The organism is Pseudoxanthobacter sp. M-2 (genome assembly GCF_046156265.1).
Classification (GTDB): Bacteria; Pseudomonadota; Alphaproteobacteria; order Rhizobiales; family Segnochrobactraceae; genus CAMDHY01.
Genome location: NZ_JAWDIR010000022.1, coordinates 303,869 through 329,669, shown reverse-complemented (window position 1 = coordinate 329,669; position 25,801 = coordinate 303,869). Strand labels below are relative to the sequence as shown.

The 25,801-nt window shown below is 71.4% G+C and carries 22 protein-coding genes; 6 read left to right on the top strand and 16 right to left on the bottom strand.

The window, feature by feature from the left end; all coding sequences use genetic code 11:
- Window positions 1-126: 126 nt before the first annotated feature.
- Both RUR49_RS13195 and RUR49_RS13190 read right to left on the bottom strand, forming a co-directional pair.
- Complete coding sequence (locus tag RUR49_RS13195; RefSeq protein ID WP_409146841.1) at window positions 127-1,956, bottom strand: hydantoinase B/oxoprolinase family protein; 1,830 nt, start codon at window positions 1,954-1,956, stop codon at window positions 127-129.
- Window positions 1,953-4,022 (bottom strand): hydantoinase/oxoprolinase family protein, encoded by a 2,070-nt coding sequence (locus RUR49_RS13190; RefSeq protein ID WP_409146840.1) that lies wholly within the window; start codon window positions 4,020-4,022, stop codon window positions 1,953-1,955. The genes RUR49_RS13195 and RUR49_RS13190 overlap by 4 nt, the downstream gene beginning before the upstream one ends.
- 702 nt (window positions 4,023-4,724) lie before the next feature.
- Here RUR49_RS13190 and RUR49_RS13185 point away from each other — a divergent pair.
- Both RUR49_RS13185 and RUR49_RS13180 read left to right on the top strand, forming a co-directional pair.
- Window positions 4,725-6,521 (top strand): gamma-glutamyltransferase family protein, encoded by a 1,797-nt coding sequence (locus RUR49_RS13185; RefSeq protein WP_409146839.1) that lies wholly within the window; start codon window positions 4,725-4,727, stop codon window positions 6,519-6,521.
- Window positions 6,522-6,585: 64 nt separating this feature from the next.
- A complete protein-coding gene (locus tag RUR49_RS13180) occupies window positions 6,586-7,245 on the top strand; it encodes a GntR family transcriptional regulator (protein ID WP_409146838.1) in 660 nt (219 codons plus the stop codon).
- Here RUR49_RS13180 and RUR49_RS13175 read toward each other — a convergent pair.
- From RUR49_RS13175 to RUR49_RS13155, 5 genes are all read right to left on the bottom strand, one after another.
- Window positions 7,242-7,790, bottom strand: a complete 549-nt coding sequence (locus tag RUR49_RS13175) for a GNAT family N-acetyltransferase (protein WP_409146837.1) — start codon at window positions 7,788-7,790, stop codon at window positions 7,242-7,244. The genes RUR49_RS13180 and RUR49_RS13175 overlap by 4 nt on opposite strands.
- A 68-nt stretch (window positions 7,791-7,858) precedes the next feature.
- Window positions 7,859-8,737 carry a Hint domain-containing protein gene (locus RUR49_RS13170; RefSeq protein WP_409146836.1) on the bottom strand — a complete coding sequence of 293 codons (879 nt, stop codon included), beginning with the start codon at window positions 8,735-8,737 and terminating at the stop codon, window positions 7,859-7,861.
- Between the two features lie 109 nt (window positions 8,738-8,846).
- Complete coding sequence (locus RUR49_RS13165) at window positions 8,847-9,752, bottom strand: MBL fold metallo-hydrolase (protein ID WP_409146835.1); 906 nt, start codon at window positions 9,750-9,752, stop codon at window positions 8,847-8,849.
- A gap of 8 nt (window positions 9,753-9,760) precedes the next feature.
- Complete coding sequence (locus tag RUR49_RS13160) at window positions 9,761-10,711, bottom strand: threonine/serine dehydratase (RefSeq protein WP_409146834.1); 951 nt, start codon at window positions 10,709-10,711, stop codon at window positions 9,761-9,763.
- Window positions 10,712-10,791: 80 nt separating this feature from the next.
- The gene (locus tag RUR49_RS13155) at window positions 10,792-12,189 is read right to left on the bottom strand and encodes an aspartate aminotransferase family protein (RefSeq protein ID WP_409146833.1); all 1,398 of its coding nucleotides are present in this window, start codon (window positions 12,187-12,189) and stop codon (window positions 10,792-10,794) included.
- A 213-nt stretch (window positions 12,190-12,402) separates the two neighbouring features.
- On the opposite strand from RUR49_RS13155, the gene RUR49_RS13150 reads away from it, so the two are divergent.
- The 3 genes from RUR49_RS13150 to pgm all read left to right on the top strand — a co-directional run bounded on the left by RUR49_RS13150 (window position 12,403) and on the right by pgm (window position 16,101).
- Window positions 12,403-13,185 carry an SDR family NAD(P)-dependent oxidoreductase gene (locus RUR49_RS13150; protein ID WP_409146832.1) on the top strand — a complete coding sequence of 261 codons (783 nt, stop codon included), beginning with the start codon at window positions 12,403-12,405 and terminating at the stop codon, window positions 13,183-13,185.
- 92 nt (window positions 13,186-13,277) lie between these two features.
- Complete coding sequence (locus tag RUR49_RS13145) at window positions 13,278-14,321, top strand: DNA topoisomerase IB (RefSeq protein WP_409146831.1); 1,044 nt, start codon at window positions 13,278-13,280, stop codon at window positions 14,319-14,321.
- Between the two features lie 145 nt (window positions 14,322-14,466).
- Window positions 14,467-16,101 (top strand): phosphoglucomutase (alpha-D-glucose-1,6-bisphosphate-dependent), encoded by a 1,635-nt coding sequence (pgm, locus tag RUR49_RS13140; RefSeq protein WP_409146830.1) that lies wholly within the window; start codon window positions 14,467-14,469, stop codon window positions 16,099-16,101.
- A 90-nt stretch (window positions 16,102-16,191) separates the two neighbouring features.
- Here pgm and RUR49_RS13135 read toward each other — a convergent pair whose 3' ends face one another.
- From RUR49_RS13135 to RUR49_RS13095, 9 genes are all read right to left on the bottom strand, one after another.
- Window positions 16,192-16,800, bottom strand: a complete 609-nt coding sequence (locus RUR49_RS13135; RefSeq protein WP_409146829.1) for a glutathione S-transferase — start codon at window positions 16,798-16,800, stop codon at window positions 16,192-16,194.
- Window positions 16,801-16,820: 20 nt separating this feature from the next.
- Complete coding sequence (locus RUR49_RS13130; RefSeq protein WP_409146828.1) at window positions 16,821-18,536, bottom strand: FAD-dependent oxidoreductase; 1,716 nt, start codon at window positions 18,534-18,536, stop codon at window positions 16,821-16,823.
- Window positions 18,537-18,540: 4 nt separating this feature from the next.
- Window positions 18,541-19,272: an SDR family NAD(P)-dependent oxidoreductase gene (locus RUR49_RS13125; protein WP_409146827.1), complete on the bottom strand. Its 732-nt coding sequence runs from the start codon at window positions 19,270-19,272 to the stop codon at window positions 18,541-18,543.
- Window positions 19,269-20,099, bottom strand: a complete 831-nt coding sequence (locus RUR49_RS13120; protein WP_409146826.1) for an SDR family NAD(P)-dependent oxidoreductase — start codon at window positions 20,097-20,099, stop codon at window positions 19,269-19,271. The genes RUR49_RS13125 and RUR49_RS13120 overlap by 4 nt, the downstream gene beginning before the upstream one ends.
- Window positions 20,100-20,107: 8 nt before the next feature.
- Window positions 20,108-20,866, bottom strand: a complete 759-nt coding sequence (locus RUR49_RS13115) for an SDR family NAD(P)-dependent oxidoreductase (protein WP_409146825.1) — start codon at window positions 20,864-20,866, stop codon at window positions 20,108-20,110.
- Window positions 20,867-20,934: 68 nt separating this feature from the next.
- Window positions 20,935-22,071 carry a C4-dicarboxylate TRAP transporter substrate-binding protein gene (locus tag RUR49_RS13110; RefSeq protein WP_409146824.1) on the bottom strand — a complete coding sequence of 379 codons (1,137 nt, stop codon included), beginning with the start codon at window positions 22,069-22,071 and terminating at the stop codon, window positions 20,935-20,937.
- Window positions 22,072-22,136: 65 nt separating this feature from the next.
- Window positions 22,137-23,447, bottom strand: a complete 1,311-nt coding sequence (locus RUR49_RS13105; RefSeq protein ID WP_409146823.1) for a TRAP transporter large permease — start codon at window positions 23,445-23,447, stop codon at window positions 22,137-22,139.
- Window positions 23,448-23,451: 4 nt separating this feature from the next.
- Window positions 23,452-23,994 carry a TRAP transporter small permease gene (locus RUR49_RS13100; RefSeq protein ID WP_409146822.1) on the bottom strand — a complete coding sequence of 181 codons (543 nt, stop codon included), beginning with the start codon at window positions 23,992-23,994 and terminating at the stop codon, window positions 23,452-23,454.
- 50 nt (window positions 23,995-24,044) lie between these two features.
- Window positions 24,045-24,803: an SDR family oxidoreductase gene (locus RUR49_RS13095; RefSeq protein ID WP_409146821.1), complete on the bottom strand. Its 759-nt coding sequence runs from the start codon at window positions 24,801-24,803 to the stop codon at window positions 24,045-24,047.
- A 260-nt stretch (window positions 24,804-25,063) separates the two neighbouring features.
- Here RUR49_RS13095 and RUR49_RS13090 point away from each other — a divergent pair, with 260 nt between their 5' ends.
- The gene (locus RUR49_RS13090) at window positions 25,064-25,756 is read left to right on the top strand and encodes a GntR family transcriptional regulator (protein WP_409146820.1); all 693 of its coding nucleotides are present in this window, start codon (window positions 25,064-25,066) and stop codon (window positions 25,754-25,756) included.
- The last annotated feature ends 45 nt before the right edge of the window (window positions 25,757-25,801 follow it).

Genomic DNA, 25,801 nt, shown 5'->3' with positions numbered 1-25,801 from the left:
CAAGCAACCGTGAAGCGGGTGCTCGACCGAGAGGGTGTACATCGGCGCAGCGTATGGGTTCCCGGGACAAGCCCGGGAATGACTCAAGTGGGGAAGCGCGGGCTCACAGACGCGCCAGCAGATAGTTCACGCCCCCGCCGCCAGCCCCGCCCGTCGCCGCTCCGTCGCCGCTCCGTCGACGCTGCCCTCCGCCGTCAGCACCACCCCATAAACCGCCTCCGCCCGCTCGCGGCTCACCCACCCCTCCACCACGTCGCGGGCGACACTCGCCGGCGGTCGCTCCTGAGGCGGCCCATAGCCGCCGCCGCCGGCGGTCAGCGAGACGAGGCTCTCGCCCTCCTTCACGATCAGCTGCGACGAGCCCGGCAGCGCCTCGAGGCTGCCGTCGGCGCGCCGGAGATACGCCTCCGCCAGCGCCCCTGGTCCGCCGCCGCGCACCCCTTGTGCCGGGTGGACGACGCCGTCGCAGGCGAAGCCCACCTCGACGTCGCAATCGACCGGGCCGTACTCGATCTCCGCTCCCGGCGCGCCGCGGAAGCGGCCGGCGCCCTCGCCATCGGTCCTGAGGCGGCGCGCCTGCACGACGATCGGCTGGTGCAACTCGTCGAGTTCGATCGAATCGTAGAACGGCATGCCGGCGTTGCCCATGCAGGCGATCGTCAGCCAGCCGTCCGTCACCGGCGTGCCCGGCCCGCCGCCGGCGCCGAGGATGACGACGTTGATGAACGCCGCCCCGTCGGCCCGCGGATCGAAGCCGGAGACGACGCCGCACGAGGGCGGCAGGCTGGAGCCGGAGGCGTCCGCCATGCCGATGCCGTCGCCGAGCGAGGCGAAGGCACGCTGCACGGCGTTGACCAGCCGGTCGGCGAGGTTGGTGGTGGCGACCGAGGTGCTCGTCGGGTGCTCGGGAATGCCGACGACGCAGTTGCGGCGGAGCTTCACGTCGATGCGGCGGTAGCTGCCCGCGTTCGCCGGCACGCCGGGCTCGATCGAATCGAAGACGCCGCAGAGCGCCCCGGACGTCGCTGTGCCCTCGGACAGATTGAGCCCGCACGGCATGCAGTCGGGATTGTCGGTGAGGTCGATGACGATGCGCGCCGCCTCCGGGTCGACCTGCACGTCGGCGCGGATGTGGATGCCGTCGGCCGGCGTGCCGGGGAACGGGTCGTGGGCGTTCTCGGCGCTCGCGCACCCGCCGGGAAGCTTGCGGATCGCCGCGATCATGCGCTGCTCGGAATAGTCGAACCAGGCGCGCTCCAGCGCATGGAAGCGCGCCCAGCCCACCTCGGCGCCGAGCTTCAGGATCTCCCGCTCGGCGACGCGCGCTGCCCCCAGCGCCGCGAGATAGTCGCCCCACCACTGGTCGGGCACGCGGATGCGCATCCGGCACATCCGGACGATGTCGTCGATGTGGCGGTAGTCCGACTGGATCTTCGTCGCCGGGAAGATCAGCGCCCCCTCGGCGTAGACGTCGCGCGCGGCGCCCATGTAGGTGGTCGGCAGGGCGTTGCCGCAGTCTGCGACATGGGCCTTCGCCAACACCGAGAAGCGGTGGACGCCATCGTCGTCGACCACCGGCACGATGACGGTGTGGTCGGCGGCGTGCGAGTTGCCATGATAGGGCGAGTTGTGCAGGTAGGCGTCGCCGCGCTGGAGCACCGGGTGCATCTCGGCCATGCACTGCGCCATCAGGTCGGCGCCGCGCAGCATGTGGATCGGAAAGCCCTCCGACACCGACAGGAGTTCGCCGGTCGCCGTCACCAGCGAGCAGGAGAAATCGCGGGCGGTGTTGATCACGCCGGAGCGGCCGGTGCGCAGCATGGTGTTGGCCATGCGGCGGGTGATCGATTCCATCCGGCTGTTGAAGATCGCGAGTTCGACCGCGGTGGGCGGAGCGCCGGCGTCGGCGTTGGCCTCGGTGACGCGGTCCAGCATCGCGGTGTCCTCGCGGCTCATCGGGCTGTCCCCGGGTCGATGACGATGCCGCCGCTCCCGCTGCCGCGCGCGGTGGCACCGGGCGGCACGACGACGGTGGTGAAGGCGGATTCGACGATCGCCGGCCCGGCGACCGGCTCGGCGAGGTCGCCGAAGGCGCGCACGGCGGCGTCGCACCAGCCGTGGCCGGCGAAGTAGGCGCGGCGGCGCGAGGCCGGCTGCGGGGTGCCGGTTGCGAGCGCCGGAGCGTCATCGGCATCGGGCCGCAGCCGGCAGGCGACACGGGCGCTCCAGGTGAGGAATTCGACGGCCGAATCCGGGTCCGACACCGCAAACAGTTCTTCATGCGTGCGGTGGAAGGCCTCGACGAGGCGCGCCACGCCGGCGGCGTCGATCGCCGCGCCATCCGGCAGCTCCGTCTCGATGTCCCAGGCCTGCTGCACGTAGCGCGCCTCGACGGAGAAGCGGACGGTGTGGCCGAGCGAGCCGGCGCCGGGGCCGGCGGCGAAGGCGGCCGCGCGCTCGGCGAGATCGGCCAGCACCGCCGTCACGGCGGCGGCGTCGAAGCGGTCGCTGCGCTGCGGGGCGAGCGTGCGGAACTCCGCCGACAGCGTCGACAGCAGCGCCCCGGCGGCCGACAGCGTCGCGCCGGTGCTGGGGATCACCACCTCTGCGCAGCCGAGGCGGCGGGCGATGGCCACCGCCGTGAAGCCGGCCGAGCCGCCGCCGCCGACCAGCACCGCCTGCGACGGGTCGACGCCGCGGTTGATGGTGATGTCCTCGATCGCCGCCACCATGCGCTCGGTGGCGAGCGCCAGGATCGCCGCGGCGGCATCCTCGGTGGTGACGTTCAGTGGGCCGGCGACGTCACGGTCGATCGCGGCGCGGGCCGCGGCGACGTCGAGCGCCAACCGTCCGCCGAGGAAGTGGCCGGGGTCGAGGTAGCCGAGCGCCAGCGCCGCGTCGGTGACGGTCGGCCGCGTGCCGCCGCGGCCGTAGCAGGCGGGGCCCGGCTCGGCGCCGGCGCTCTCAGGGCCGACGGCGAGCAGCCCGCCGGCATCGACGCGGGCGATCGAGCCGCCGCCGGCGCCGATCCACTTCACCTCGACCGAGGGGAAGCCGACCAGGTGGCCCCGGAAGGGCGGGCCGATCCACGATTCCGCTGTCCATGGGATCTCGCCGCGGCGCACGAAGGAGACGTCGAAGGAGGTGCCGCCACTGTCGGTGACGATGGCGGTGTCGCGCCCGGCATCGGCGCGGGCATAGGCGCGGCCGGCGAGCGGGGCGAGCGACGGGCCGGAGTTGATGGCGTGGATCGGCGCGGCGGCGAGCATGGAGGTCTCGACGACGCCGCCCTGCGAGGTGACGCCGAGGATGCGGCCGGAAAAGCCGGCGCCGCGCAGCCGTGCGTCGAGGTCGCGCAGGTACGGACCCATGATCGGCTTCAGCGAGGCGTCGATGCAGGTCGACGATGCCCGGCGGTACTCGCGCAGGATCGGGTTCAGCTGGTGCGACAGCGTCACCGCGAGGTGAGGCAGGCGCTCAGAGAGCAGCTTGCCGACGGCGAGCTCGTGAGCCGGGTTGATGATCGACCACAGCAGCGAGACGCCGACGGCCTCGACCTCGAGTGCCGCCAACTGGTCCACGATCTGGTCCAGTGCCGCCGTGTCGAGCGGCCGCAGCACGCGGCCGTCGCTCCACAGCCGTTCCGGCACCTCGAAGGTCAGCGAGCGCGGCACGTAGGGGTCGGGGAAGGGGCGGGTGTAGTCGAAGAGGTCGGTCCGCCCGCCCTCGCGGAACAGGAGGATGTCGGGGTGGCCGGCGGTGGTGAGGAAGGCCGTCTTCGCCGTCGTGCCGGTGAGGATGGCGTTCAGCGCCCGCGTCGTCGCGTGGATGAAGACGGAGCCGCGGCCGAGGAGTGCCGCGGTGTCGGTGCCGAAGCTCTCCGCCGCCCGCGCCACCGCGGCCAGCACGCCGGCAGCGGGATCGTCCGGCGTCGTCGGCGCCTTGAAGCCGTGGAAGCGGCCGTCGTCGTCCTCGACCACCAGGTCACTGAACGTGCCTCCGACATCGACGGCAAATCGCATCGGCGGCCCTTCATGCTCGCAGGGGTGGCGGCCGCGACAGGGGGAGGGTCGCGACAGACCCGAACGCTAGCCGCGGGCGGAGATGTCGTCAACGATTTGATACGTGGATTTTTGGATACAGATTTGGCAATGCAGTGGGCAGTGGGCAGTGGGCAGTGGGCAGTGGGCAGTGGGCAGTGGGCGGTCGGCAGTGGGCAGTCGGCAGGAGGGTGGGCAGGGCAGGGGCTGTTGGCTCGTGGGCAGAGTGGTCTTGGGCGGTCGTGACTCCGCATCGGCGGAGCGTAGAGGGAGAGCAAGCGGTTGGCGGCCTGGTCCCCTCCCCCCTCGTGGGGGAGGTGGCCGGCGTAGCCGGCCGGAGGGGGCCGCCGCGCAAGGCGCGGCGGTACGGCGCCCGAGACTGCTGAACCCTTGCACCGCCGTCGGCTGCGCCGCCGGCGGCCCTCCCCGGTCCGCTCCGCGGCCCGGCCCTCCCACAAGGGGAGGGCGGGTGCCCCGCTGCTGCCATCGGCGCCCGGCACCTCGCCCTCCGTCAACCACCCGCCCCCCACTGCCCACCGCCACCGCCCCTCCCACTCCCCCACTCCCCCACCCCCCTCCTTGCGAACCTGGATCATTGCATCCAACGTGGCCGGTGCCGCCGAATCCTCGACCGGCGGCCGGCGAGGGGGTCTCCCTCCGGCGACCATCCCCCTGGAGCAACCCGTGGCGCAGCAGATCGAGTTCACGACGCGGCCGGAGATCGACGGCACCTTCGGGGTCGTCTCCACCACCCACTGGATCGCGACCGCCGTCGGCATGGCCATGCTGGAACGCGGCGGCAACGCCTTCGATGCGGCAGTGGCGTGCGCGTTCACGCTGCAGGTGGTCGAGCCGCACCTGAACGGCCCCGGCGGCGATGCGCCGTTCATCCTGCACGACGCCCGGCGCGGCGTGGAGGAGGTGATCTGCGGCCAGGGCACGGCACCGGCGGCGGCCACCGACGCGGCCTTCCGCGCCCTCGGGCTTGACCTCATCCCCGGCACCGGCCTGCTCGCCCCGTGCATCCCGGGCTCGTTCGATGCGCTGATGCTGCTGCTCGCCGACTACGGCACGATGCGGCTGCGCGACGTACTCGAGCCGGCGATCTTCTACGCCCGCGAGGGCTATCCGCTGGTCGCCCGCATCTCGGCCACCATCGCCACCGTCAAGGACCTGTTCCTCAACGACTGGCCGACCTCGGCGGCGGTGTACCTGCCGGACGGCAAGACGCCGGCGCCCGGAAGCCTGTTTCGCAATCCCGGAATGGCCGACACCTACGAGCGCATCCTGCGGGAAGCCGAATCTGCCGGCGGCGGCCGTGAGGTGCAGATCGAGGCAGCGCGCCGGGTCTGGTCGCAGGGCTTCATCGCCGAGGCGATCGACCGCTTCTGCCGGACTGAGGAGGTGCTCGACGTCACCGGCCGTCGCCACCGCGGCTTCCTCACCGGCGAGGACATGGCCGGCTGGCGGGCGAGCGTCGAGGCGCCAATCGGCTACGACTATGGCCGCTACCGCGTCCTGAAGGCGACGACGTGGACTCAAGGGATGGCGACGCTGCAGCAACTGGCGCTGCTGAAGGGCTACGATTTCGACGGCGTCTCGCCGACCGACCCCGACTTCGTCCACCTGCAGATCGAGTGCGCCAAGCTCGCCTTCGCCGACCGCGACGTCTTCTACGGCGACCCCAAGTTCTCCGACGTGCCGATCGAGGCGCTCTTGTCGGACGCCTACGCGGCCGAGCGGCGGGGGCTCGTCGGCGAGACGGCCTCGCTCGAGCAGCGGCCGGGCGCAATCGCGGGCTTCGGCCGCTCCTTCGGCGACCGCGTCGCCACCGGCGGGCGCACCGCCGTCTCCGCCCACGGTGCCGGCGAGCCGACCGTCGGGCGCCTCGGGGAGACGAAGGGGGACACGGTCCACTTCGACATCGTCGACCGCGCCGGCAACATGATCTCCGGCACGCCGTCGGGCGGCTGGCTGCAGTCCTCGCCGATCATCCCCGAGCTCGGCTTCTGCCTGGGATCGCGCATGCAGATGTTCGTGCTCGACCCGCAGCACCCGGCGGGTCTCGCGCCCGGCAAGCGGCCGCGCTCGACCCTGTCGCCGACGCTCGCCTTGCGCGATGGTGTGCCCTATCTCGCGTGGGGGTCGCCGGGTGGCGACCAGCAGGACCAGTGGGTGCCGCAGCTGCTGCTGCGCCACGCCCACTGTGGCCTCGACCTGCAGCAGGCGATCGACGCGCCGGCCTGGCACACCGAGCACTTCCCGTCATCGTTCTGGCCGCGGCTGGCGCGGCCGGGCGTCGTCGTCGTCGAGGAGCGGATGCCGAAGGCGACGGTGGACGAGCTGAAGCGCCGCGGCCACGTCGTCGAGGTCGGCGACGCCTGGTCGGAGGGGCGGCTGACGGCGGCGGCGCGTGACGGCGTGCGCCGGCTCGCCGCCGCCAACCCGCGCGGCATGCAGGCCTACGCCGCCGGACGGTGAGGCGGAAAGAGAACGCCGGGTCACCGGCGCGCGACGCACGGGAGAGCGAAGTGGGGGCGAAGCGATGAGCGCCAGGGACATGCCGGAGGGCGGCGCGACCTCGGCGCAGCACCAGGCCTACATCTACCTGCGCGACCAGATCCAGCAGGGCCACCTGAAGGGCGGCGCGCGGGTGAAGCCGGAGGACGTGGCGCACGTGCTCGGCATCAGCCGCATGCCGGTGCGCGAGGCGATCCGCCAGCTCGACACCGAGGGCCTGCTGACGATCCGCCCGAACCGCGGTGCCATCGTCACGGTGCTCACGCCCGACCGGCTGGTCGAGCTCTTCGAGATGCGCGCCGTGCTGGAGGGCCTGTGCGCCCGCTGGGCCTGCCAACTGCTCGACGAGGATGGTTTCGACGAGCTGACGCTGCTGCTCAACCGGATGACGCGCGCCTCCACCGACCTCGACCAGTGGATCGAGCGCCACGAGGCCTTCCACGACTTCATCTGCCTGAAGAGCGGCCGGCCCTATGTGGCGGCCGAGGTGCGCAAGCTGCGCGCCGCCGCCGAGCCCTACCTGCGCATCTCGCAGACGCGCGAGACGGCGATGGCGGATTCGCAGCGCCAGCACACCGAGGTGCTGGAGGCGCTCAGGAGCGGCGATCCCGAGCGGGCGGAGACGGTGATGCGCCGCCACGTCGACAGCACGGCGTCGGACCTGATCGCCGGGCTGGATGCCTAAAGGTCGTCCGCGACGTCGGCCGTGCCGGGCGCGGCCGGTCGCAGCGGCTTGATGAGGTCGGCGGAATAGGGGCGGAAGCCGAAGCGGTCGTAGGCACGCTCGGCCTCCGCGTTGCCGCTCTGCACGCTCACCATCAGCTGCGTCAGTCCGCGCGCTACCGCGATACGCTCCGCTTCCGACAGCAGCGCCTTCGCGATGCCGCGCCCGCGCTGCTCCGGCTCGACATAGAGCACCGCCACATAGGCGTAGGGCTTCTCCTGATCGCGCACATAGACCGGCGCCGTCTCGAAGGTCAGCGCCAGATGGCCGACGACGCGGCCGTCGGTCTCGGCGACGATCGTCACGCCGCCGGTGCGCGCGATCCGCTCCTCCGTCTCGACGAGCGATGCCTCGCCACCGTCACGGTCGGTTCGTCGGTTGGGACTGACGGCGTGCTCGTGGACGTTCAGCGCGAAATGGTGGTCGACGAGGGCGGGACGATCGCTCTCGCGGGCGGGGCGAAGGGTGACGGGCGAAGTAATGGAAGGCATGGGGACTGGCTGCATTTGAACGTTCGGGGCGGCGCCGGAGGATCGCCGGGCGGCTCCAGTATCGCCGCCGCAGGCCGTTGTCCTCAAGCGGCCGCAGCGACCTTGCTTGCAGCGCCGTGCGCGTCCAGCCGCTCGCGCGTCGCCCGTGGCAATTGGCGGGCGGACTTGATGCGCGGCATCGCCAGCTCGGCGATGTTCGCCTGCTCGGCGCCGTAGAGCGCCTCGAACTCGGCGAAATTGTCGAAGCGGCGGCGGGTGACGTGGTCGACGAAGGTCTCCGCCGGCACACCCTCGGCGAGGATCAGGGCGTGATCCACCAGTTCGACGTGGAAATAGGTGAAGCGCGGCGCCGGGGCGGGGGCGCGGGTGATCGTCGTCCCGTTGACGAGCGCGCTCGCCTGCACGAGCAGGCCGTCGACCAGCAGCGCATGGTCCGGCGAGACGAACAGGTCGCGGACCGGCAGGCCGTCGCCGAGGGCGCCCGGGGCGATGCGGATCGGATAGGCATGGAGCGGGTCGGCGAAGAGGGCGACGATCGTCTGCCGGCCGATCCAGCGCACCGGCCGCGTCGTGCCGTCGGCGGTCGTCACAAGGTCGCCGATCGAGAGCGTCTCGACGGCGCGCAACCCGTCCGGCGTGGCGATGCGGGTGCCTTCCAGGAAGCAGACGGGGAAGGGCGTCACCGAGACCTGGAAGGTCGACCCGACCAGCTTTTCCGCATTCGCGTACAGGAAGAAGTCGCCGTCCCGCTGCACGACGATGCCGCCGGAGACGTGGCCGACGAACTCGACACTGAAACTGCCGTTGATGGTGATGGTGTCGCCGACGGTGAACGTCCCGTCGATGCTGCCGGAGACGACGGCGTTGTAGGTGACGACCTCGTTGCCGAGCACCGTGTAGGTGTCGGTCTCCACTACGTAGCTGAGCTCGATGGAGACGGTCGCTTCGAACTCGGCGGCCATGGGCGTCCTCGTCGGGTGTCCGGCGCGGCACGCGCGCCTTCCCGAACTACGGGTGGGGGCGGGAAATCATTCGCCGGGCGATTGTGCAGGCCGGGGAGCGGACCGTCGCTCACGTATAGCAGAAGCGGAAGCCGTCGCCGTCGCTTTCGAGGCGGCCGGCGGTGCGGCCCGGGAAATGCGCGGTCAGAAGCACCGTGTCGGTGTCGGCCGTGCGTGCGATGATGTCGCGGCGGGTGCGGGTGCTCTCCGCCGGGTCGGCGTCGGCGGAGCAGTGCCAATGCGGCCGGCCGAACTGCACGGGGTGGTGCAGGGCGTCGCCGGTGAGCAGCGCGCGACGGCCGCCGGCGGCGATGGCGAGGCCGCTGTGGCCGGGGCAGTGGCCGGGCAGCGGCAGCAGCGTCAGGCCGCCGTCGAGACCGGCCTCCGTGGGCAGCGCCGTGTCGAACAGCGTCGCCCGGCCACTCTCCACCAGCGGCAGCACGCACTCCTTGAAGGCGAGGCGGGACGCCGGCGGGCCGTTGCCGCTCGCCTCGATGCGCAACCGGTTCGCGAAATCCTCGGCACCGAACAGGTAGCGGGCATTCGGGAAGGTCGGCACGAAACGGCCGTTGTCGTCGCGGACGTTCCAGCCGACGTGGTCGACGTGGAGGTGCGTGCAGAAGACGAAGTCGATGTCCTCCTGGCGGAGCCCCAGCGCTGCGAGGTTGGCGAGATAGGGGGTTTCGAGCTGGTGGAACGGCGAGGCGGTGCCGCGCTCGCGCCGGTCGCCGCAGCAGGTATCAACCAGCACCGTGCAGGTCGGCGTGCGCACGACGTAGGAATGCACGCCGATCAGGAGCTTCTTCGCCGCCCAGTCGACACCGTCGTCGCCGAGGCGGTGGCGCTCGGTCTCGAGCTCCGCCCAGTCGAGGTCGGCGATCAGCCAGTTCGGGTCGAGGGGGAAGAAGTCGAGCTCGACGATCTTCTCGACCGTGATGGCGCCGAAGCGCTGGGGGCTCATCGCGGGGTGGGACAACGGCGGCCTCACGGAGTGACGGGAAGCGTGCCTTCCGCGCCGGCGCCGCAGACGAGCACGCAGACGCGGGCGCCCGGCGGCACGGCGATGCGGCCCGCCCGGAGTGCCGCCACGGCGGCGGCACCGCTCAGGTCCGCGGCGATGCCGAATTCGAACCACAACCAACGCGCGGCCGCGAGCATCTCGTCGTCCTCGACGAGCACGATCTCGTCGACGGTCTGGCGGACGGTCTCGTAGACCGGCGTCTCGGTCTTGCCGCAGCCCATCGTGGCGATGCGGGTCGTCACCTCAGGCAGCCGCACGACGCCGCCGGCGGCGAGGCTCGCGTGCAGGGTCGGCGAGCCGGTCGGCTCGATGCCGACGATACGCGTTTTCGGCGACAGCGCCCGGAAGGCGACCGACAGGCCGGCGATCAGCCCGCCGCCGCCGATCGCCACCAGCACGAGGTCGAGGTCGGCTGCGTCCTCGATGATCTCGAGCCCGACGGTGCCCTGGCCGGCGACGACGGCCGGATCGCCGAAGGGATGGAAATAGGCGGCGCCGGTCTCCTCGGCGAAGGCGAGCGCCGCGACGTTCGCCTCGTCCCAGACGCGGCCGACCGTGCGCACCGAGGCGCCCCAGGCGGCGAGCTTCTCGACCTTCTCGGCCGCCACGGTGGACGGCACGAACACGGTGGCGTGCACGTTCGCCAGAGACGCGGCACGCGCCGTGGCGAGGCCGTGGTTGCCGCCCGACGCCGTGACGATGCCGCGCGCCAGCGTCTCCTTCGGGGTGGTGAGCAGCTTGTTGGTGGCGCCGCGCGCCTTGAACGAGCCCGAGGCCTGCAGGTTCTCGAGCTTGAAGACGAGCGTGCCGTCGATCAGCGGCGCCCGCATCGCGGTCGCCGCCAGCATCGGCGTGCGGCGCACGAACGGCGCGATGCGCGCCCGCGCGCCGCGGATGTCGTCGAGATTGATCATCACAGCGCCGCGTCCCTGTCCGTCACACCGTGACCGTCACCCCGAATCGGGTCAGGCGAGGATAGACCCGCGACGGCCGGTCACATCAGCCCTTCGCGGCGGACGTGGTCGAGGGTCTCGTCGAGGGCGACGGCGACGACGCGCAGGATCTCGTGGATGTCGGCCTTCTCGACGATCAGCGGCGGCGCGATGGTCAGGGCATCGCCCAGCGCCCGCAGGATGACGCCGTGTTCCTGGCAGCGGCGCTCGATGTAGAGGCCGATGTTCGCCGCCGGCGGGAACGACTCCTTCTTCGCCTTGTCCTTGACGATCTCGAGCGCGCCGACGAGGCCGAGGCCGCGCGTCTCGCCGACGAGCGGGTGGTCGGCGAGCGCCGCCATGCCGTCCTGCAGCACCGGCGCCATGCGACGCACGCGGGCGACGATGTCGAGGTCCTCGTAGATCGCGAGCGTCTCGAGCGCCACGGCGGCGCAGACCGGGTGGCCGGAATAGGTGAAGCCGTGGCCGAACACGCCGATCTTGCTGCTCTCCGACAGGCACGCCTGCCAGATCGGCTCGGAGATCATCACCGCCGAGATCGGCAGGTAGCCGGACGACAGCCCCTTCGCCATCGTCATGATGTCGGGCTTCAGGTTGAAGGTGTTGCAGCCGAACAGGTCGCCCAGCCGGCCGAAGCCGCAGATCACCTCGTCGACGACGAACAGCACGTCGTACTTCTTCAGGACCGCCTGTATCTTGTCGAAATAGGTGGCGGGCGGGACGATGACGCCGCCCGAGCCCATGACCGGCTCGGCGAAGAAGGCGGCGACCGTCTCCGGCCCCTCGGCCAGGATCATCTTTTCGAGATTGTCGGCGAGCCGCGTTGCGAACGCTTCCTCGCTCTCGCCCGGCAGGCCGTAGCGCCAGAAATGCGGGCAGTCGGTGTGCAGCACGCGGGCGATCGGCAGGTCGAAGTCGGTGTGGTTGCGGGCGAGCCCGGTGAGGCTGCCCGACGCGATGGTGACGCCGTGGTAGCCGCCGATGCGGCCGATGATCTTCTTCTTCTCCGGCCGGCCGATGGCGTTGTTGTAGTACCAGACGAGCTTCATCGCCGAATCGGCGGCTTCCGAGCCGGAGTTGGCGAAGAACACCTTCGACATCGGCGATGGTGCCAGTGCGAGCAGCTTCTCGGCGAGCTCGATGCCGGGCTCGTGGCTCTTGAAGCGGAACATGTGGTAGCTCGACAGCTTCGCCATCTGCTCGGCGGCCGCCTTGACGAGGCGCTCCTGGCCGAAGCCGAGCGAGATCGACCACAGGCCCGAGACGCCCTCGATGTAGGCGCGGCCGGTGTCGTCATAGACGCGCACGCCTTCGCCGTGGTCGATGACGAGTGGTCCCTCGCGATCGTGGCGCACGAGGTCGGTCATCGGATGCAGAACGCTGCGGCGGTCCCGCGACTCCAGCGAATTCGGCACGGCGAGGAGATCCGACAGAGCCATCACGAGTGTTCCACTTGTGGGGTTGGCGCCGCATTCGCGATTGCGTGGCGGGGCCGGGTCGCCATAATCTGATACGTGGATACAAATATCAAGTCTGCCGATCCTCCCCCCTTCGGCTGGCTGCCGTATCCGCCCGGCGGGATCCGCCGACGGGCGCCTCGGGCGCCGGTGGATCCCGCCGGATTGCCTCGAAGCTGAAGGCCGGAGGTCCTGTTGCCCACCGAAACCCGTCCAAGCACCGCCCGCCCGCACCCGCCGCTGGCCGGCCGCGTCATCATCGTCACCGGTGCTGCGCGCGGTATCGGCCGGGCCGCCGCCGAGCGTCTCCTCGCCCACGGCGCCACGGTCGCCCTGTGGGACCGCGACGCCGACCGGCTGCAGGCAACGGCTGCGGAGCTCGCGAGCCTCGGGCGGGTATCGCCGATCGTCTACGAGCAGTCGTCTCTCGATTCGGTCGAGGCCGCCGTCGCCGCGACGCTCGGCGCATTCGGCCGCATCGACGGGCTCGTCAACAATGCCGCGATCGTCGGGCCGACGGTGCCGGTGTGGGAATATCCGCCGGACGCGTGGGACGCGGTTGTGAAGGTGAACCTCACCGGCGTGTTCTACTGCTGCCGGTCGGTGATCCCGGTGATGCTCGCCGCGGGGCGCGGCCGCATCGTCAACGTCGCCTCCGTCGCCGGCAAGGAGGGCAACCCCAACCTCGGCTGCTACAGCGCGGTGAAGGCGGGGGTGATCGCGCTGACCAAGGTGCTCGGCAAGGAGCTCGCCACCAGGGGCGTGCTCGTCAACGCCGTGACGCCGACGGTGACGGAGACCGAACTCATGCACGCCGTCACGCCGGAGATGAACGAGGCCTTCCTGGCGAAGATCCCGATGCAGCGCTTCTGCCAGCCGGAGGAGGTCGGCGCGATGATCGCCTGGCTGGTCTCCGACGAGGTGTCGTTCACCACTGGCTCCGTCTTCGACCTCTCTGGAGGCCGCACGACGTACTGAGGGAACGCCGCCCGGGTCTTGCAACTGCGCCCGCGCGGGAACGGCAGTGGCCGCCCCGTCGTTGTCGACGGCGGCAACGGGACGGACGGCCGATGACGATCACCCTGGAGAGCGGGCACGAGGCGGGGCTCACGGAAGCGGGGCTGCGGCACGGGACGGTGTCGGCGCTCACCATCGCCCGGCGACGCCAGGGGCGGGGCTTCGTCTACCTCGACCGCAAGGGGCGGCGGATCAGCGAACCGAAGGTGCTCGACCGCATCGCCGCACTCGCCGTGCCGCCGGCCTACAGGGAGGTGCGCATCGCCACGGACGCGAAGGCGCACTTGCAGGCGGTCGGCCGCGACGAGGCGGGACGGCTGCAATATCGCTACCATCCCGGCTGGGAGGCGGTGCGCGAGGCGCAGAAGCTCGAGCGGTTGGCGGAAACGCTCGCGGTGCTCCCGAAACTGCGCAAGGTGGTCCGGGTCGACCTCGCCCGGCGCACGCTGACGCGCGAGAAGGCGCTCGCCTGCGCCGTGGCGATCATGGACGGCGCCCACATCCGCGTCGGCTGCGAGGACTATCTCCGCCTGTCCGGCAGCCGCGGCGCCGCGACCCTGATGAAGGACGACGTCGAGATCGGCTCCCGCCGCATCGAGCTCGCCTTCCGCGCCAAGGGCGGCAAGGACGCCTCGTGCGCCATCGAGGACGCGGCGCTCGCCCGCGCGCTCGCCCGCCTCGCGGAACTGCCGGGTCGCCGTCTCGTCCAGTATGTCAGCGGCGACGGCACGCGGCCGATCACCGCCCGCGACGTCAATGTCTACCTCGCGCAGGCGACCGGGCGGCCGATCACCGCCAAGGACCTGCGCCAGCGCGCCGGCTGCGTACTGGCGTGCGAGCGCTTCCTCGAGATGGAGCCGGCGGCGTCGGAGACGGCGCGCAAGCGTCAGATCGCCGGCGTGATGAAGGCGGTGTCGGAGATCCTCGGCAACACCCCGGCGGTGGCGCGCAAGAGCTACGTCGCGGCCATCGTCGTCGAGGCCTTCCTCGACGGCCGCCTGAAGGCGGCGCATCGGCGGACGCGCGGCGGCGGTGGCCGCAACCGCATCGAGGAGACCTTGCGCCGGCTCGTCACGGAGGCGAAGGCCGCGGCGTGAGGCGCGCCACCGCCACCGTCTGGACGCTGTCGCGAAACTCTGCGACCCCTTAGCGCCGGGTCGAAAGGACCCGGCCGGGGCCACGCTCCCCACCGACCGACACTGCGCCGGCCCATGAGCCAGGCGACGAGGAGGGCCGACGTCGATGCCGATTTCACCGCTCGCCGGCAAGCCGGCGCCGAAGGACATGCTGATCGACCCGGTGGCGCTGGAACGGGACTACCACACCCGGCGCCCCGACATGGATGATCCCGGTCAGCGCGTCGCCTTCGGCACCAGCGGCCACCGCGGCACCTCCTCAAAGGCCTCCTTCACCGAGGCGCACATCCTGGCGATCACCCAGGCGATCTGCGACTACCGCGCCGCCCAGGGCACCGACGGCCCGCTGTTCATGGGCAAGGACACGCACGCCCTGTCCGATGCGGCGCAGCGCACGGCGCTCGAGGTGCTGGCCGCGAACGGCGTCGAGACCGTCATCGAGCAGGACGACGGCTTCGCGCCGACGCCGGTGATCTCGCGCGCCATCCTCGTCCACAACCGCGGGCTCGCGTCGCGGCTAGCCGACGGCATCGTCATCACGCCCTCGCACAACCCGCCCCAGGACGGTGGCTTCAAGTACAACCCCACCAACGGCGGCCCCGCCGATACCGACGTGACGAAGTGGATCGAGGGCCGCGCCAACGCCCTGCTGTCGGACGGCAACGCCGACGTGCGTCGGATGGCCTACGAGCGGGCGATCGTCGCGCCGACGACGCACGCCCAGGACCTGATGCGGCCCTATGTCGAGGACCTGCGCAACGTCATCGACATGGCGGCGGTCCGCGACGCCGGCATCAAGCTCGGGGTCGATCCGCTCGGCGGCGCGGCGGTCCACTACTGGGACGCGATCAACGAGGTCTACGGCCTCGACATCGAGGTGGTGAACCGGGCGGTCGACCCGACCTTCGCCTTCATGCGCGTCGACCACGACGGCGCCATCCGCATGGACTGCTCGAGCCCCTATGCGATGGCGGGCCTCGTTGACCTGAAGGACCGCTTCCGCGTCGCCTTCGCGAATGACCCGGACTCCGACCGCCACGGCATCGTCTGCCCGGGCAGCGGGTTGATGAACCCCAACCACTACCTAGCGGTGGCGATCCTCTATCTCCTGACGCACCGGCCCGACTGGCCGGCGACGGCGGCGGTCGGCAAGACGCTGGTGTCGAGCAGCATGATCGACAAGGTGGTCGGCAAGCTCGGGCGGCGGCTCACCGAGGTGCCGGTCGGCTTCAAGTGGTTCGCGCCTGGCCTGTTCGACGGCACCGTCTGCTTCGGCGGCGAGGAGAGCGCCGGGGCGAGCTTCCTGCGTCGCGACGGCACGGTGTGGACGACCGACAAGGACGGCCCGATCATGAACCTGCTCGCCGCCGAGATCACGGCGCGCACCGGCAAGGACCCCGGCGAGCACTATGCCGACCTGACGGCCGAGTTCGGGAAGAGTTACTACACCCGCATCGACGCGCCGGCGACGCTCGAGCAGAAGGCGCGGCTCGCCAAGCTGTCCCCCGACGACGTCACCGCCACCGCGGTCGCGGGCGATCCGATCCTCGCCAAGCTGACGCGCGCGCCCGGCAACGACGCGCCGATCGGGGGCCTCAAGGTGGTGACGGCGAACGGCTGGTTCGCGGCGCGCCCCTCGGGCACGGAAGCCGTGTCGAAGGTCTACGCCGAGAGCTTCGTCTCCGCCGAGCATCTCGCCGAAATCGTCCGCGACGCCCAGGCGATCCTCGGCGGCGGCTGAACGGCCGCCTCCCGTCAGAGTGCAGGCGGCTGGGCCGCCGCGAGGGCCGAGAACGCCGGTGGCTGAGCCACCGGCGCCTTCGTCAGGGCCTCAGGCCGCCGGCGGGCGGGTCGCGGCCATCGACGGGCGCTCGCCGAAGCGGGCGTACCAGTCGGCGAGCTTCGGCCGCGACGGGCGCCAGCCGAGGTCGGCGAAGCGGAAGTCGAGATAGCCGAGCGCGCAGCCGACCGAGATCGTGCCGATGTCGACGACGCCGTCGATCGCCGCGATGTTCGCCTCGAAGTGGTCGAGGGTGCGGGTGATCTTGCGCATCTGGCCGTCCGTCCACGCCGCCCAGCGGTGCTCGGCCGGACGCACCGCGCCCTCATAGCGGGCGAGCAGCGCGGCATCGAGAAGGCCGTCTGCCTCCGACTGGCGCACCAGCGCCGGCCAGCGCGCCGCGCCGGCGGGGAACAGGGCGCCGCCGCCGAGGACGTCGAGGTACTCGCAGATGACGCGGCTGTCGTAGAGGGCGTGGCCGTCGTCGGTGAGGAAGGTCGGTACCTGGCCGAGCGGGTTGTCGCCGGCGATGGTCTTGTCGGTGTCGACCGGGTGGGCGGCGCTCGGCAGGTTCTCGATCCTGTCGGCGAGGCCGAGCTCGTGGGCGCACACCAGCACCTTGCGGACGAACGGCGAGGACTGGGAGAAGTAGAGGCGCATGGGGATCTCCGGGGAAAAGGTCAGGCGGCGGCGTCCACCGCGTCCGCGTCGGCGATGGTGCGGCCGGCAATGTAGCCGAAGGTGAGCGCCGGGCCGAGGGTGATGCCGGCCGCCGGATAGGTGCCGGCCATGATCGAGTTCATGTCGTTGCCGCAGGCATAGAGGCCGTCGATCGGCCGGCCGTCGGCACCGAGCACGCGGGCGGCGGTGTCGACCTTCAGCCCCGCAGCCGTGCCGATGTCGCCCGGCCAGACGGCCACCGCATAGAACGGCGGCGTCGCGATCGGGCCGAGGCACGGGTTCGGCCCGTGCGCGGGATCGCCGAGATAGCGGTCATAGGCCGATTGGCCACGCTGGAAGAGCGGGTCCACGCCCGCGACGGCCGCCGCGTTCATCTGCGCCACCGTCTCGGCGAGGGCGTCCGCCGGTACGCCGATCCTCGCCGCGAGCGCCGCGATGGTCGGCGCCTCGATCAGGTAGCCGGCCTTCCGGTAGCGGCCGATCGGATAGGGCGCGGGGCGCACCGCGCCGAGGCCGTAGCGGCGCAGGAACGGGCGGTCGACGATGAGCCAGGCCGGAATGCACGGCACGTCAGTGTGGGCGCGATGCATCGCGGCGACGAAGTCGTGATAGGACGTCGCCTCGTTGACGAAGCGCCGGCCGGCCGAGTTGACGGCGACGAGGCCGGGCTTCTGTCGGTCCATGATGAGGTGCGGGAACACCGTCTCGCGGCCGTTCTCCGTCAGCACCGACACCGGCGCCCACAGGGCGGGGCCGACGTTTTCCGTCTCAACCGCCGCGCCGACCGACAGGGCGAGCGACAGGCCGTCGCCGGTGTTGCCGGCGGGCGCCATCGAGCGGTGGACGCTCGCGTGCGGCAGCATCTCGGCGCGGCGGGTGGCGCTCTGCGGGAAGCCGCCGGTGGCCAGCACCACCGCCCGGCGGGCGGCGATGGTGCGCGGCTGCGAGCCGCCGAGGCGGACGCCGACGATGCGGCCGGAGGGGCCTCGGACGAGCGCCTCGACCGACGTGTTGCGTCGCAGGTCGATGCCGGCATCGACGGCGGACTTCAGCAGCATGGCGGCGAGCGCATTGCCCATCAGCAGCCGCGTGCCGCGCGACCAGCCGGTGAGGCGGTCGCGGACGTAGCGGGCGAGGAGGCCGCCGGCGTGGCGCGCCTTGCCGCGGTCCCTGGCCATGCCGAGCAGGGCGTCGATGTCCTTGCGGTTCACCATCATGCCGCCGGCGGCGAGGAACTGCGGGATCGGCCGCCTCAGCGCGTCGAACCAGCGGCCGAGCCGGCGGCCGTCGAACTCGACCGGATCGAGCGTGCGGCCGCCGAACGAGGCGCCCTCGAGCTCCGGCTTGTAGTCCGGCGAATAGGTGCGGGCGGCGAGCTTCACCGCCGTGTTCGCCTCGAGGAAGCGCACCATCTCCGGGCCGTGGTCGAGAAAGGCGGTCATCAGGTCGCTGCGGGCGCGGTTGCCGACGGCGCGCGCAAGATAGGTGGTCACCGCCTCGCGGCTGTCGGTGTGGCCGACGCCGGCCATGTGCGGGTTGTCGGGGATCCAGACAGCGCCGCCGGAGACGGCGGTCGAGCCGCCGAAGACGTCGGTCTTCTCGACCACCAGCACCGACAGGCCGGCGGCCCGCGCCGTCAGCGCCGCCGCCATGCCGCCGGCGCCGGAGCCGACGACGACGACGTCGAAGCTCTCCTCGAAGCCTTGCTCGCTCATCGCCTCAGATCCCGAGCCCGCCGCCGAGCGACTTGCCGCCGTCGACGAGCAGCACCTGGCCGGTGATGAAGTCGGTCGCAGGCGAGGCGAGGAAGGCGACGGCGTTGGCGATGTCCGCGGGCCGGCCGGCGGCGCCCGTCGGCTGCAAGGAGAGCTGCTTCTCGAGGCGCTCCGGCGTCAGGGCGCGCAGCAGCGGCGTGTCGATCAGGCCGGGGGCGACGGCGTTGACGAGGATGCCCTGGGGCGCGAGCTCCATCGCCATCGCCCGCGTCAGCCCGACGACGGCCGCCTTGGCGGCGACGTAGTGTGCGTGGTTGCGGGCGCCGAGGAAGGCGCGCGAGGCGATGTGGACGATCTTGCCGCCGCGCGGCAGCCGCGGGATCGCCGCCTTCGACAGCGTGAACAGCGGGATCAGGTTGACCTCGTAGTGGCGGCGGAAGTCGTCGGCGGTGAGGTCCATCAGCGCCCGCTCGTCGAAGATGCCGGCGTTGTTGACGACGGCGTCGAGGCGGGGGAGGCGGGCGACGAGGGCGCCGAGCGCCGCCTCGTCGCGGAGGTCGAGCACGGCCGCCTCGGCCGATCCGCCGGCGGCGGTGACGAGGCCGACGGTCTCCTCGGCCCGCTCGGCGCCGAGGTCGGCGACGACGACGTGAAAGCCGTCGGCGGCGAGCCTGAGCGCGATGGCGCGGCCGATGCCGCTGCCGGAGCCGGTGACGATGGCGACGGGTGTGCTCACGAGCGGGTCTCCGGGGGACGGCTCTTCAGGGCGAAGTGGCCACCCTGCTGGTGGGTGAGGAAGCCGGCGGTGAGGCCGCCGTCGAGCTCCAGCACGGCGCCGGTGACGTAGGCCGAGCGCGGCGACAGCAGGTAGGCGATGGCGTCAGCGATCTCCTCGGCGGTGGCGAAGCGGCCGAGCGGCGTGCGGTCGAGCATGACGGCCAGGAAGTCCGCCGGCACGCCGTCGCGCAGCATCGGCGTGTCGACGCCGTTCGGTGCCACCGCGTTGACGCGGATGCCGTGGCGGCCCCACTCGACGGCGAGGGTCTTCGTCAGGCCGACGAGGCCCCACTTCGAGGCGGCGTAGTTGGCGCGGCCCGGCTGGCCGCCCTTGGCGGTGATCGAGGCGAGAGTGACGATGGCGCCACCGCCCGTCCGCATCATCGCCCGGCCGGCGGCGCGGCAGGTGTAGAAGACGCCGGTGAGGTTGACGCCGAGGACGAGCTCCCAGGCCTCGTCGGTCATCTCGTCGGCGGGGGCGGAGCGGGTGAGGCCGGCTGCGGGGACCGCACCGGTGAGAGGGCCGAGTTCGGCCTCCGTGCGGGCGACGAAGGCGTTGATGGCGGCGGCGTCGCGGGTGTCGAGGCCCGCGGCGATCGCGCGGCCGCCGGCGGCGACGATCTCCGCGGCGACGGCCTCCGCACCCGGTCCATCGAGGTCGGCCGCGGCGATGGCGGCGCCCTCGGCGGCGAGGCGCCGGCAGACGGCGGCGCCGATGCCGCGCGCGGCGCCGGTGACCAGCACCACCGCGGCGGGCGGCGCACCGGCCGGGAGATCGTGGCTCATGGCGTCCCTCAGGTCGTCGCGGGGTCGGGGAGGTACTTCGCCGAGGTCCAGCCGCCGTCGACCGGCAGCACCACGCCGGTGACGAAGCCGGCGGCGGGGCTCGCGAGGAACACGGCGGCGGCTGCGACGTCCTCCGGCGTGCCGGGCCGGCCGAGCGGGCAGCCTTCGATCATCATGCGGCGGAACCACGGGTTCTCGGCCAGGCGGTCGTGGGTGAGCGGCGTCGCGATCAGGCCGGGGGCGATGGCGTTGACGCGGATGCCGTCGCGTCCGTACTCGGCGGCGAGCTGGCGGGTGAGACCGGCGACGGCCGCCTTGGTGGCCGAATAGGGGGCGCTGCGGGCCGCGCCGACGAGGGCGAAGACCGAGGCGATGTTGACGATCGCGCCGCCACCGGAGGCGCGCATCGCCCTGACGGCGGCGCGCGACAGCCGGAACAGCGCCGTCTGGTTGACTGCGACATAGCGGTCGTAGGCCTCGTCGTCGGTCTCGTGGATCGGCGCGGCGTTGCCGATGCCGGCGTTGTTGACGAGCACGTCGAGCCGGCCGCCCGGAACCGCGGCGACCACCTGCTCGGCGGCGCCGGGCGCGGTCAGGTCGAGCGTCAGGTCGGTGAAGCCCGGCCGGCCCGACAGCGAAGACGGCGCGGCGGTGCGGTCGACGCCGAGGACGCTCGCGCCGGCGTCGAGGAAGGCGGAGGCGATGGCGAGGCCGATGCCGGACGAGGCGCCGGTGACGACGGTCGAGAGCGTATCGAGACGGAACATGGCGCCCGGGCGGTGGGAGGGGCGGTGGCTCCGGGGCGGGTCGCCCCGGAGCGTGTGGCGAAGTGTGGTCAGTCGACGCCGAACGAGTTCGGGTCGAGCTTGCTGTAGATCTCCTGCTGGAGGAGCGCGGTCAGGGCGTCCGCATCGGTGCGATCGACGCTGGCGAGCAGGCCCTGCCACTTCTCCATCAGGGCGGAGAGCTCGGCGAGGCTCTGGTCGACGTTCTCGACGCCGGCCTTCTGGCCAATCTCGGAAAGCCCGCCCATGCCGCCGGCGACGAAGTCGTCATAGGCCTTCTGCAGGTCGGCCGAGGGCTCGTTCAGCTGCTTGCCGGCCTGCTTCGCGGCTTCGAGGTTGGCGTCCACGGCGGCGTCGTAGGCCATCTGTAGGCGGACCACCGAGCGGGCGGATTCCTCGAAGATCACCTTGCGCTGCTCGGGTGTCAGGCCGTTCCAGAAGTCCTTGTTGTAGATCCACGTCGCGCCGGCGAAGAACGGTCCCATCTTCAGGAGGTTGATCGACTTGACGACGCCCATCAGCGTCGCCCCGGCGGTGAGGTGCGTCACGTCGGAGGCGGTGCAGTCGACGGTGCCGCGCTCGAAGGCGGTGTAGATCTCCGACGACGGCACGTTCACCGAGACGGTGCCGATCGACTCGCCGAAGCGCGCCCAGGCGCCGCCCGGCATGCGCACGCGCTTGCCCTTCAGGTCCTCGAGCGTCTTCACCTCGTCGCGGCAGATGAAGTGGTAGATCGGCGTCGAGTAGCCGCCGAGATAGACGACGCCGTTCTTCGCCCAGTCGCCGTGGCCGGCGGGGTTGAGGACGCCGAACTCGGTGGCGGCGAAGGCGGCGACCATCGCGTCCGGATACTTGAAGGAGAGGTCGCCGATGACGTTCCAGAGCGGCAGCTCGGAGGGCGTGTAGGTGGCGGTGTGGAAGCCGCCCTGCGCGACGCCGTCGGCGACGCCCTGCATGGTGCCCTTTGCCGGCAGCAGCGCGCCGGCCATGTAGATCTCGAAGTTGATGTCGCCGTTGGTGCGTGCCTTCACCGCCTCGGCCCACGGGATATGGGCGTTGAGGGTGATCGGGTGGTTCGGCTCGAGCCAGGTCGAGAAGCTGTACTCCTCGGCACTGGCCGGCAGGGCTACGGTCATGGCGCCGGCGAACAGTGCGGCGGCGAGACGGCGGTGGGTCTTGGGGGTCATCTCGGTCTCCTCCGTGTGGGTCTGCTTGTTGCGCGCGCCGCCTCCGGCCCGCGGGTCGAGAAGGGTCACCGGACCATCAGGCTCGGCAGGAACAGGGACAGGATCGGGAACGCGATCAGGATCGCGAGCATCACGAGGTCGGTGGCGATGAACCACGTGCAGCCGCGGAAGATCGTCGGCAGGTCGACCAGATTTCCGAGCGATGTCTTGATGACGTAGACATTGAGTCCGACCGGTGGCGTCACCAGACCGATCTCCAGCAGCTTGATCGTGATGATGCCGAACCAGACCATGTTGATGTCGAGCTCGGTCAAAAGCGGCATCAGGATCGGCAGCGTCAAAAGGATGATGCCGATCGAGTCGATGAACATGCCGAGGAAGATGAAGATTGCCGCGATGATCAGGATGACGACGTATTTGTTGTCGCTGAGCGTCAGCACCTGGTCGGCGATGAAGGCGGGCACCTGGCTGAGGCCCATCAGGCGGGTGAACATTGCCGCGCCCATGGCGATGATGAACATCACCGAGGTGGCCACTGCCGCGTCGATGATCGCCTCCCACAGCATCGGGAAGGAGAGCGACCGGCGCAGCGCCGCCACCAGGATGGCGAGGAGCGCGCCGACGGCGCCGGCCTCGGTCGGTGTGAAGACGCCGGCGAAGATGCCGCCGAGCACGCCGAGGATGAGGGTCGGCAGCGGCCAGACGTCCTTCAGCGCGGCGCGTTTCTCCGCTGCGGTGAAGACGACCTCTGTGCGCGGCGCCAGCGAAGGCTTCAGCTTCACGCGGATGGTGATCATCAGGATGAAGGCGATGGCGCTGAGGATGCCGGGGATGAAGCCCGCCATGAACAATTCGCCGATCGGCGTGCCGGTGAAGACGCCGTAGATCACCATCAGGATCGACGGAGGGATCAGGGAGCCCAGCGTGCCGGCGACCGCCACCGTGCCGGTCGCGAGGCCCTTTTCGTAGCCGGCCTTCAGCATCTCCGGCACGGCGATCCGCGACAGCGCCGCCGAGGTGGCGACGGAGGAGCCGGAGGCCGCCGCAAACAACGCACTCGCCGCCACCGACGCCGAGGCGAGGCTGCCCGGCACGCGGGCGAACATGATGCGCATGCCCTGGAAGAGGCCGCCGGTGATGCCGCTGCGGGCGGCGATGTAGCCCATCAGCAGGAACATCGGCACCGCCGAGAATTCCCAGGTGGCGATGAAGTTGTAGGGAATGGCGCTGACGATGCCCCACGCCGCCTTCCAGCTCGTCAGCACGCCGATGCCGACGAAGGAGACGCCGGCAAGCGCGATGCCGATCGGCATGCGGATGGCGATGAGCAGGAGGGTGACGGCGAGCGAGAGGAGGCCGATGTCGACGCGGTCCACGGGCCTACTCCACGCCGGAGGTGTCGAGGGCGCGGAGCCAGGAGTCGCGGTCCCAGCCGATAACCACGCCGGCGAGGTGCCAGAGCGCGATGACGCTGGCGAGGCCGAAGCCGAGGGGCAGCACGAAGCGGGACGGCCAGATCACCGTCTGCGCCGGTCCCATGGCGATCTCGTTGCGGCTGTAGGCACGCAGGGCGTCGTTCCAGGTCTGCCAGGCGAAGGCGCCGTAGAGGGCGGCCATCACGGCGAGCACCAGCACGACGCAGCCGAGCTTCATCCAGCGCGGCATCTGCATGAACACGACGTCGACGAGGATTGCCTGCCGGCGCCACTCAACCAGCGGCAGCGGCAGGAAGACAGCGAGCACCATGTAGTAGCTCGAGACGATCTCGAGCGTGCCCTGCAGTGGCGCATTGAAGACGTACTTCATGAACACGTCGGCGCTGATGTGGACCATCATCAGCAACAGGACGATGCCGCCGATCGTGGAGAGCGCCACAAGCAGGCGCTCGAACGCCGGCCGGGGTCTGCGCTCGCTCTGGGTCATGCCGTCCTCCCTGCGGAACGTTCGGCGCGGGGGCGCCGTCGTCCCGTCCGTTACTGCATGCGGTAGCCGCCGTTGACGTCGATGGTGACACCGGTGAGGTAGCCGGCGCCCGGCGAGACGAGGAAGCGCACCGCCGCCGCCACGTCGGCCGGCTGGCCGAGGCGGTTCAGCGGAATGGTCGCGGACGCCCGCGCATCGTCGGCGGGGTCGAGCGACAGGCGCAGCATCGGCGCGTCGATGAGACCGGGGGCGACCGAGTTGACCGTGATGCGGCGCTCGGCGAGTTCGCGGCCGAGCGCCTTCGTCAGGCCGATGACCGCCGACTTCGAGGCGATGTAGGCGGCGCTCGAGCGATAGCCGCCGAGCTGGGCGGCGACGGAGGAGATCGTCACGACGCGGCCGAGCGGGTCGTCGGCCGGGGCGCGGCGGGCATACTCGCGGCAGCACAGGAAGCAGCCGGTGGCGTTCACCGTCATCGTGCGCTGCCAGTGGTCGAGATCGGTCTCGACGACGAGCGGGCGGTCGCCGTCGGGCTTGAAGAGGAGGATTCCGGCGCAGGTGACGAGTACGGAGGGCCGGCCGAGGTCGGCCTCCACGGCGTCGAACAGGGCCGTCACGGAGGCCTCGCGGGTGACGTCGACTTCGTAGGCCCGGTGGGGCGCACCGAGCGCGGCGGCGGTCGCCCGGGCGGCCGCCGCGTCGAGATCGGCGACGGCGACGCTCAGTCCGTCCTCGGCGAGCGCTCCGGCGATGGCGGCGCCGATGCCGCGGGCTCCACCAGTGACGATCGCGACGCGGTTCTGGTTCACGCAGGGGCCTCCCGGGCGGCGGGCTTGGCCCGCTGTTTTTATCCAATGCGCCCCTTCGGCCTCGACCGAACGGCGGCAGAGCGCGGCGACGGGGTGCGTCTGCGCAGCTTTGGATAAAATCCATTGGCTTATGCGGCTTGTCAACCGCTTCCCGTGCTCCCAGAATGCTTCTCGAACACGATTGGATAAAATCGTGCATCCAAACCCAGGGCGGGAGGGGTCCGGTGGTCCAGGCGGGTCGACCGACGAGCGCGGGCGAGGTGGCGCAGCTTCTCCGCGAGCGCATCCTGTCGGGCGAGATCCCGCCGGGCGAGCGCCTGCAGCAGGTGCCGCTGTCCGAGGAGCTCGGCGTGTCACGGACGCCGCTGCGCGAGGCGCTCGCCCTGCTCGCCCGCGACGGGCTGCTCGACTACGAGCCGAACCGCGGCTACGCCGTGCGCGCCTTCCGCCTCTCCGATGTCGAGCAGGCCTTCGAGGCGCGCGGGCGGCTGGAATCGCTGGCTGCCCGGCTCTGCGCCCAGCAGGGCGTGTCGGCCGCGGTGCTCGAGCGGCTGCGCGAGTGCGTCGCGGGCGGTGACCGCATCCTCGCCAAGGGCGTCCTCGATCCCGACGACCTGCCGCCCTACCGGGCGATCAACGTCTGCTTCCACGAGACCATCCTCGAGACCGCCGGCAACCGCTGGGTGATCGACTTCGTCCGCCAGTGCCACAACGTCCCGCTCGCCTCCGACCGGGTGTTCATCTGGCAGGACTACGACCTCATCAAGCGGTCCCACGACGACCACCACCGCATCCTCTGGGCGATCGAGGCGCGCGACGCCGAGCGCGCCGACCATCTGATGCGCGAGCACATCTTCTTCGCCGGCCACACGTTGCGGCAGGCCGTGGAGGGCTCCTCGCGCTGGTGGCTGAGCGAGGAGACGTCGCGGACGATCGCCCTGACGCGCCGCTAGAGGGGCCGAACGGCGGTCTCGACGGCGGCGCTCCGCCGGGGGACA

Bases quoted from the DNA above. Each gene is read 5' to 3' on its own strand.
- RUR49_RS13110 (WP_409146824.1), bottom strand. From the start codon at position 22,071: ATGACCCCCAAGACCCACCGCCGTCTCGCCGCCGCACTGTTCGCCGGC.
- RUR49_RS13180 (WP_409146838.1), top strand. From the start codon at position 6,586: ATGAGCGCCAGGGACATGCCGGAGGGCGGCGCGACCTCGGCGCAGCAC.
- RUR49_RS13100 (WP_409146822.1), bottom strand. From the start codon at position 23,994: ATGACCCAGAGCGAGCGCAGACCCCGGCCGGCGTTCGAGCGCCTGCTT.
- RUR49_RS13135 (WP_409146829.1), bottom strand. From the start codon at position 16,800: ATGCGCCTCTACTTCTCCCAGTCCTCGCCGTTCGTCCGCAAGGTGCTG.
- RUR49_RS13190 (WP_409146840.1), bottom strand. From the start codon at position 4,022: ATGCGATTTGCCGTCGATGTCGGAGGCACGTTCAGTGACCTGGTGGTC.
- RUR49_RS13160 (WP_409146834.1), bottom strand. From the start codon at position 10,711: ATGATCAATCTCGACGACATCCGCGGCGCGCGGGCGCGCATCGCGCCG.
- RUR49_RS13120 (WP_409146826.1), bottom strand. From the start codon at position 20,099: ATGAGCCACGATCTCCCGGCCGGTGCGCCGCCCGCCGCGGTGGTGCTG.
- RUR49_RS13115 (WP_409146825.1), bottom strand. From the start codon at position 20,866: ATGTTCCGTCTCGATACGCTCTCGACCGTCGTCACCGGCGCCTCGTCC.
- RUR49_RS13145 (WP_409146831.1), top strand. From the start codon at position 13,278: ATGACGATCACCCTGGAGAGCGGGCACGAGGCGGGGCTCACGGAAGCG.
- RUR49_RS13175 (WP_409146837.1), bottom strand. From the start codon at position 7,790: ATGCAGCCAGTCCCCATGCCTTCCATTACTTCGCCCGTCACCCTTCGC.
- RUR49_RS13155 (WP_409146833.1), bottom strand. From the start codon at position 12,189: ATGGCTCTGTCGGATCTCCTCGCCGTGCCGAATTCGCTGGAGTCGCGG.
- RUR49_RS13130 (WP_409146828.1), bottom strand. From the start codon at position 18,536: ATGAGCGAGCAAGGCTTCGAGGAGAGCTTCGACGTCGTCGTCGTCGGC.
- RUR49_RS13170 (WP_409146836.1), bottom strand. From the start codon at position 8,737: ATGGCCGCCGAGTTCGAAGCGACCGTCTCCATCGAGCTCAGCTACGTA.
- RUR49_RS13195 (WP_409146841.1), bottom strand. From the start codon at position 1,956: ATGAGCCGCGAGGACACCGCGATGCTGGACCGCGTCACCGAGGCCAAC.
- pgm (WP_409146830.1), top strand. From the start codon at position 14,467: ATGCCGATTTCACCGCTCGCCGGCAAGCCGGCGCCGAAGGACATGCTG.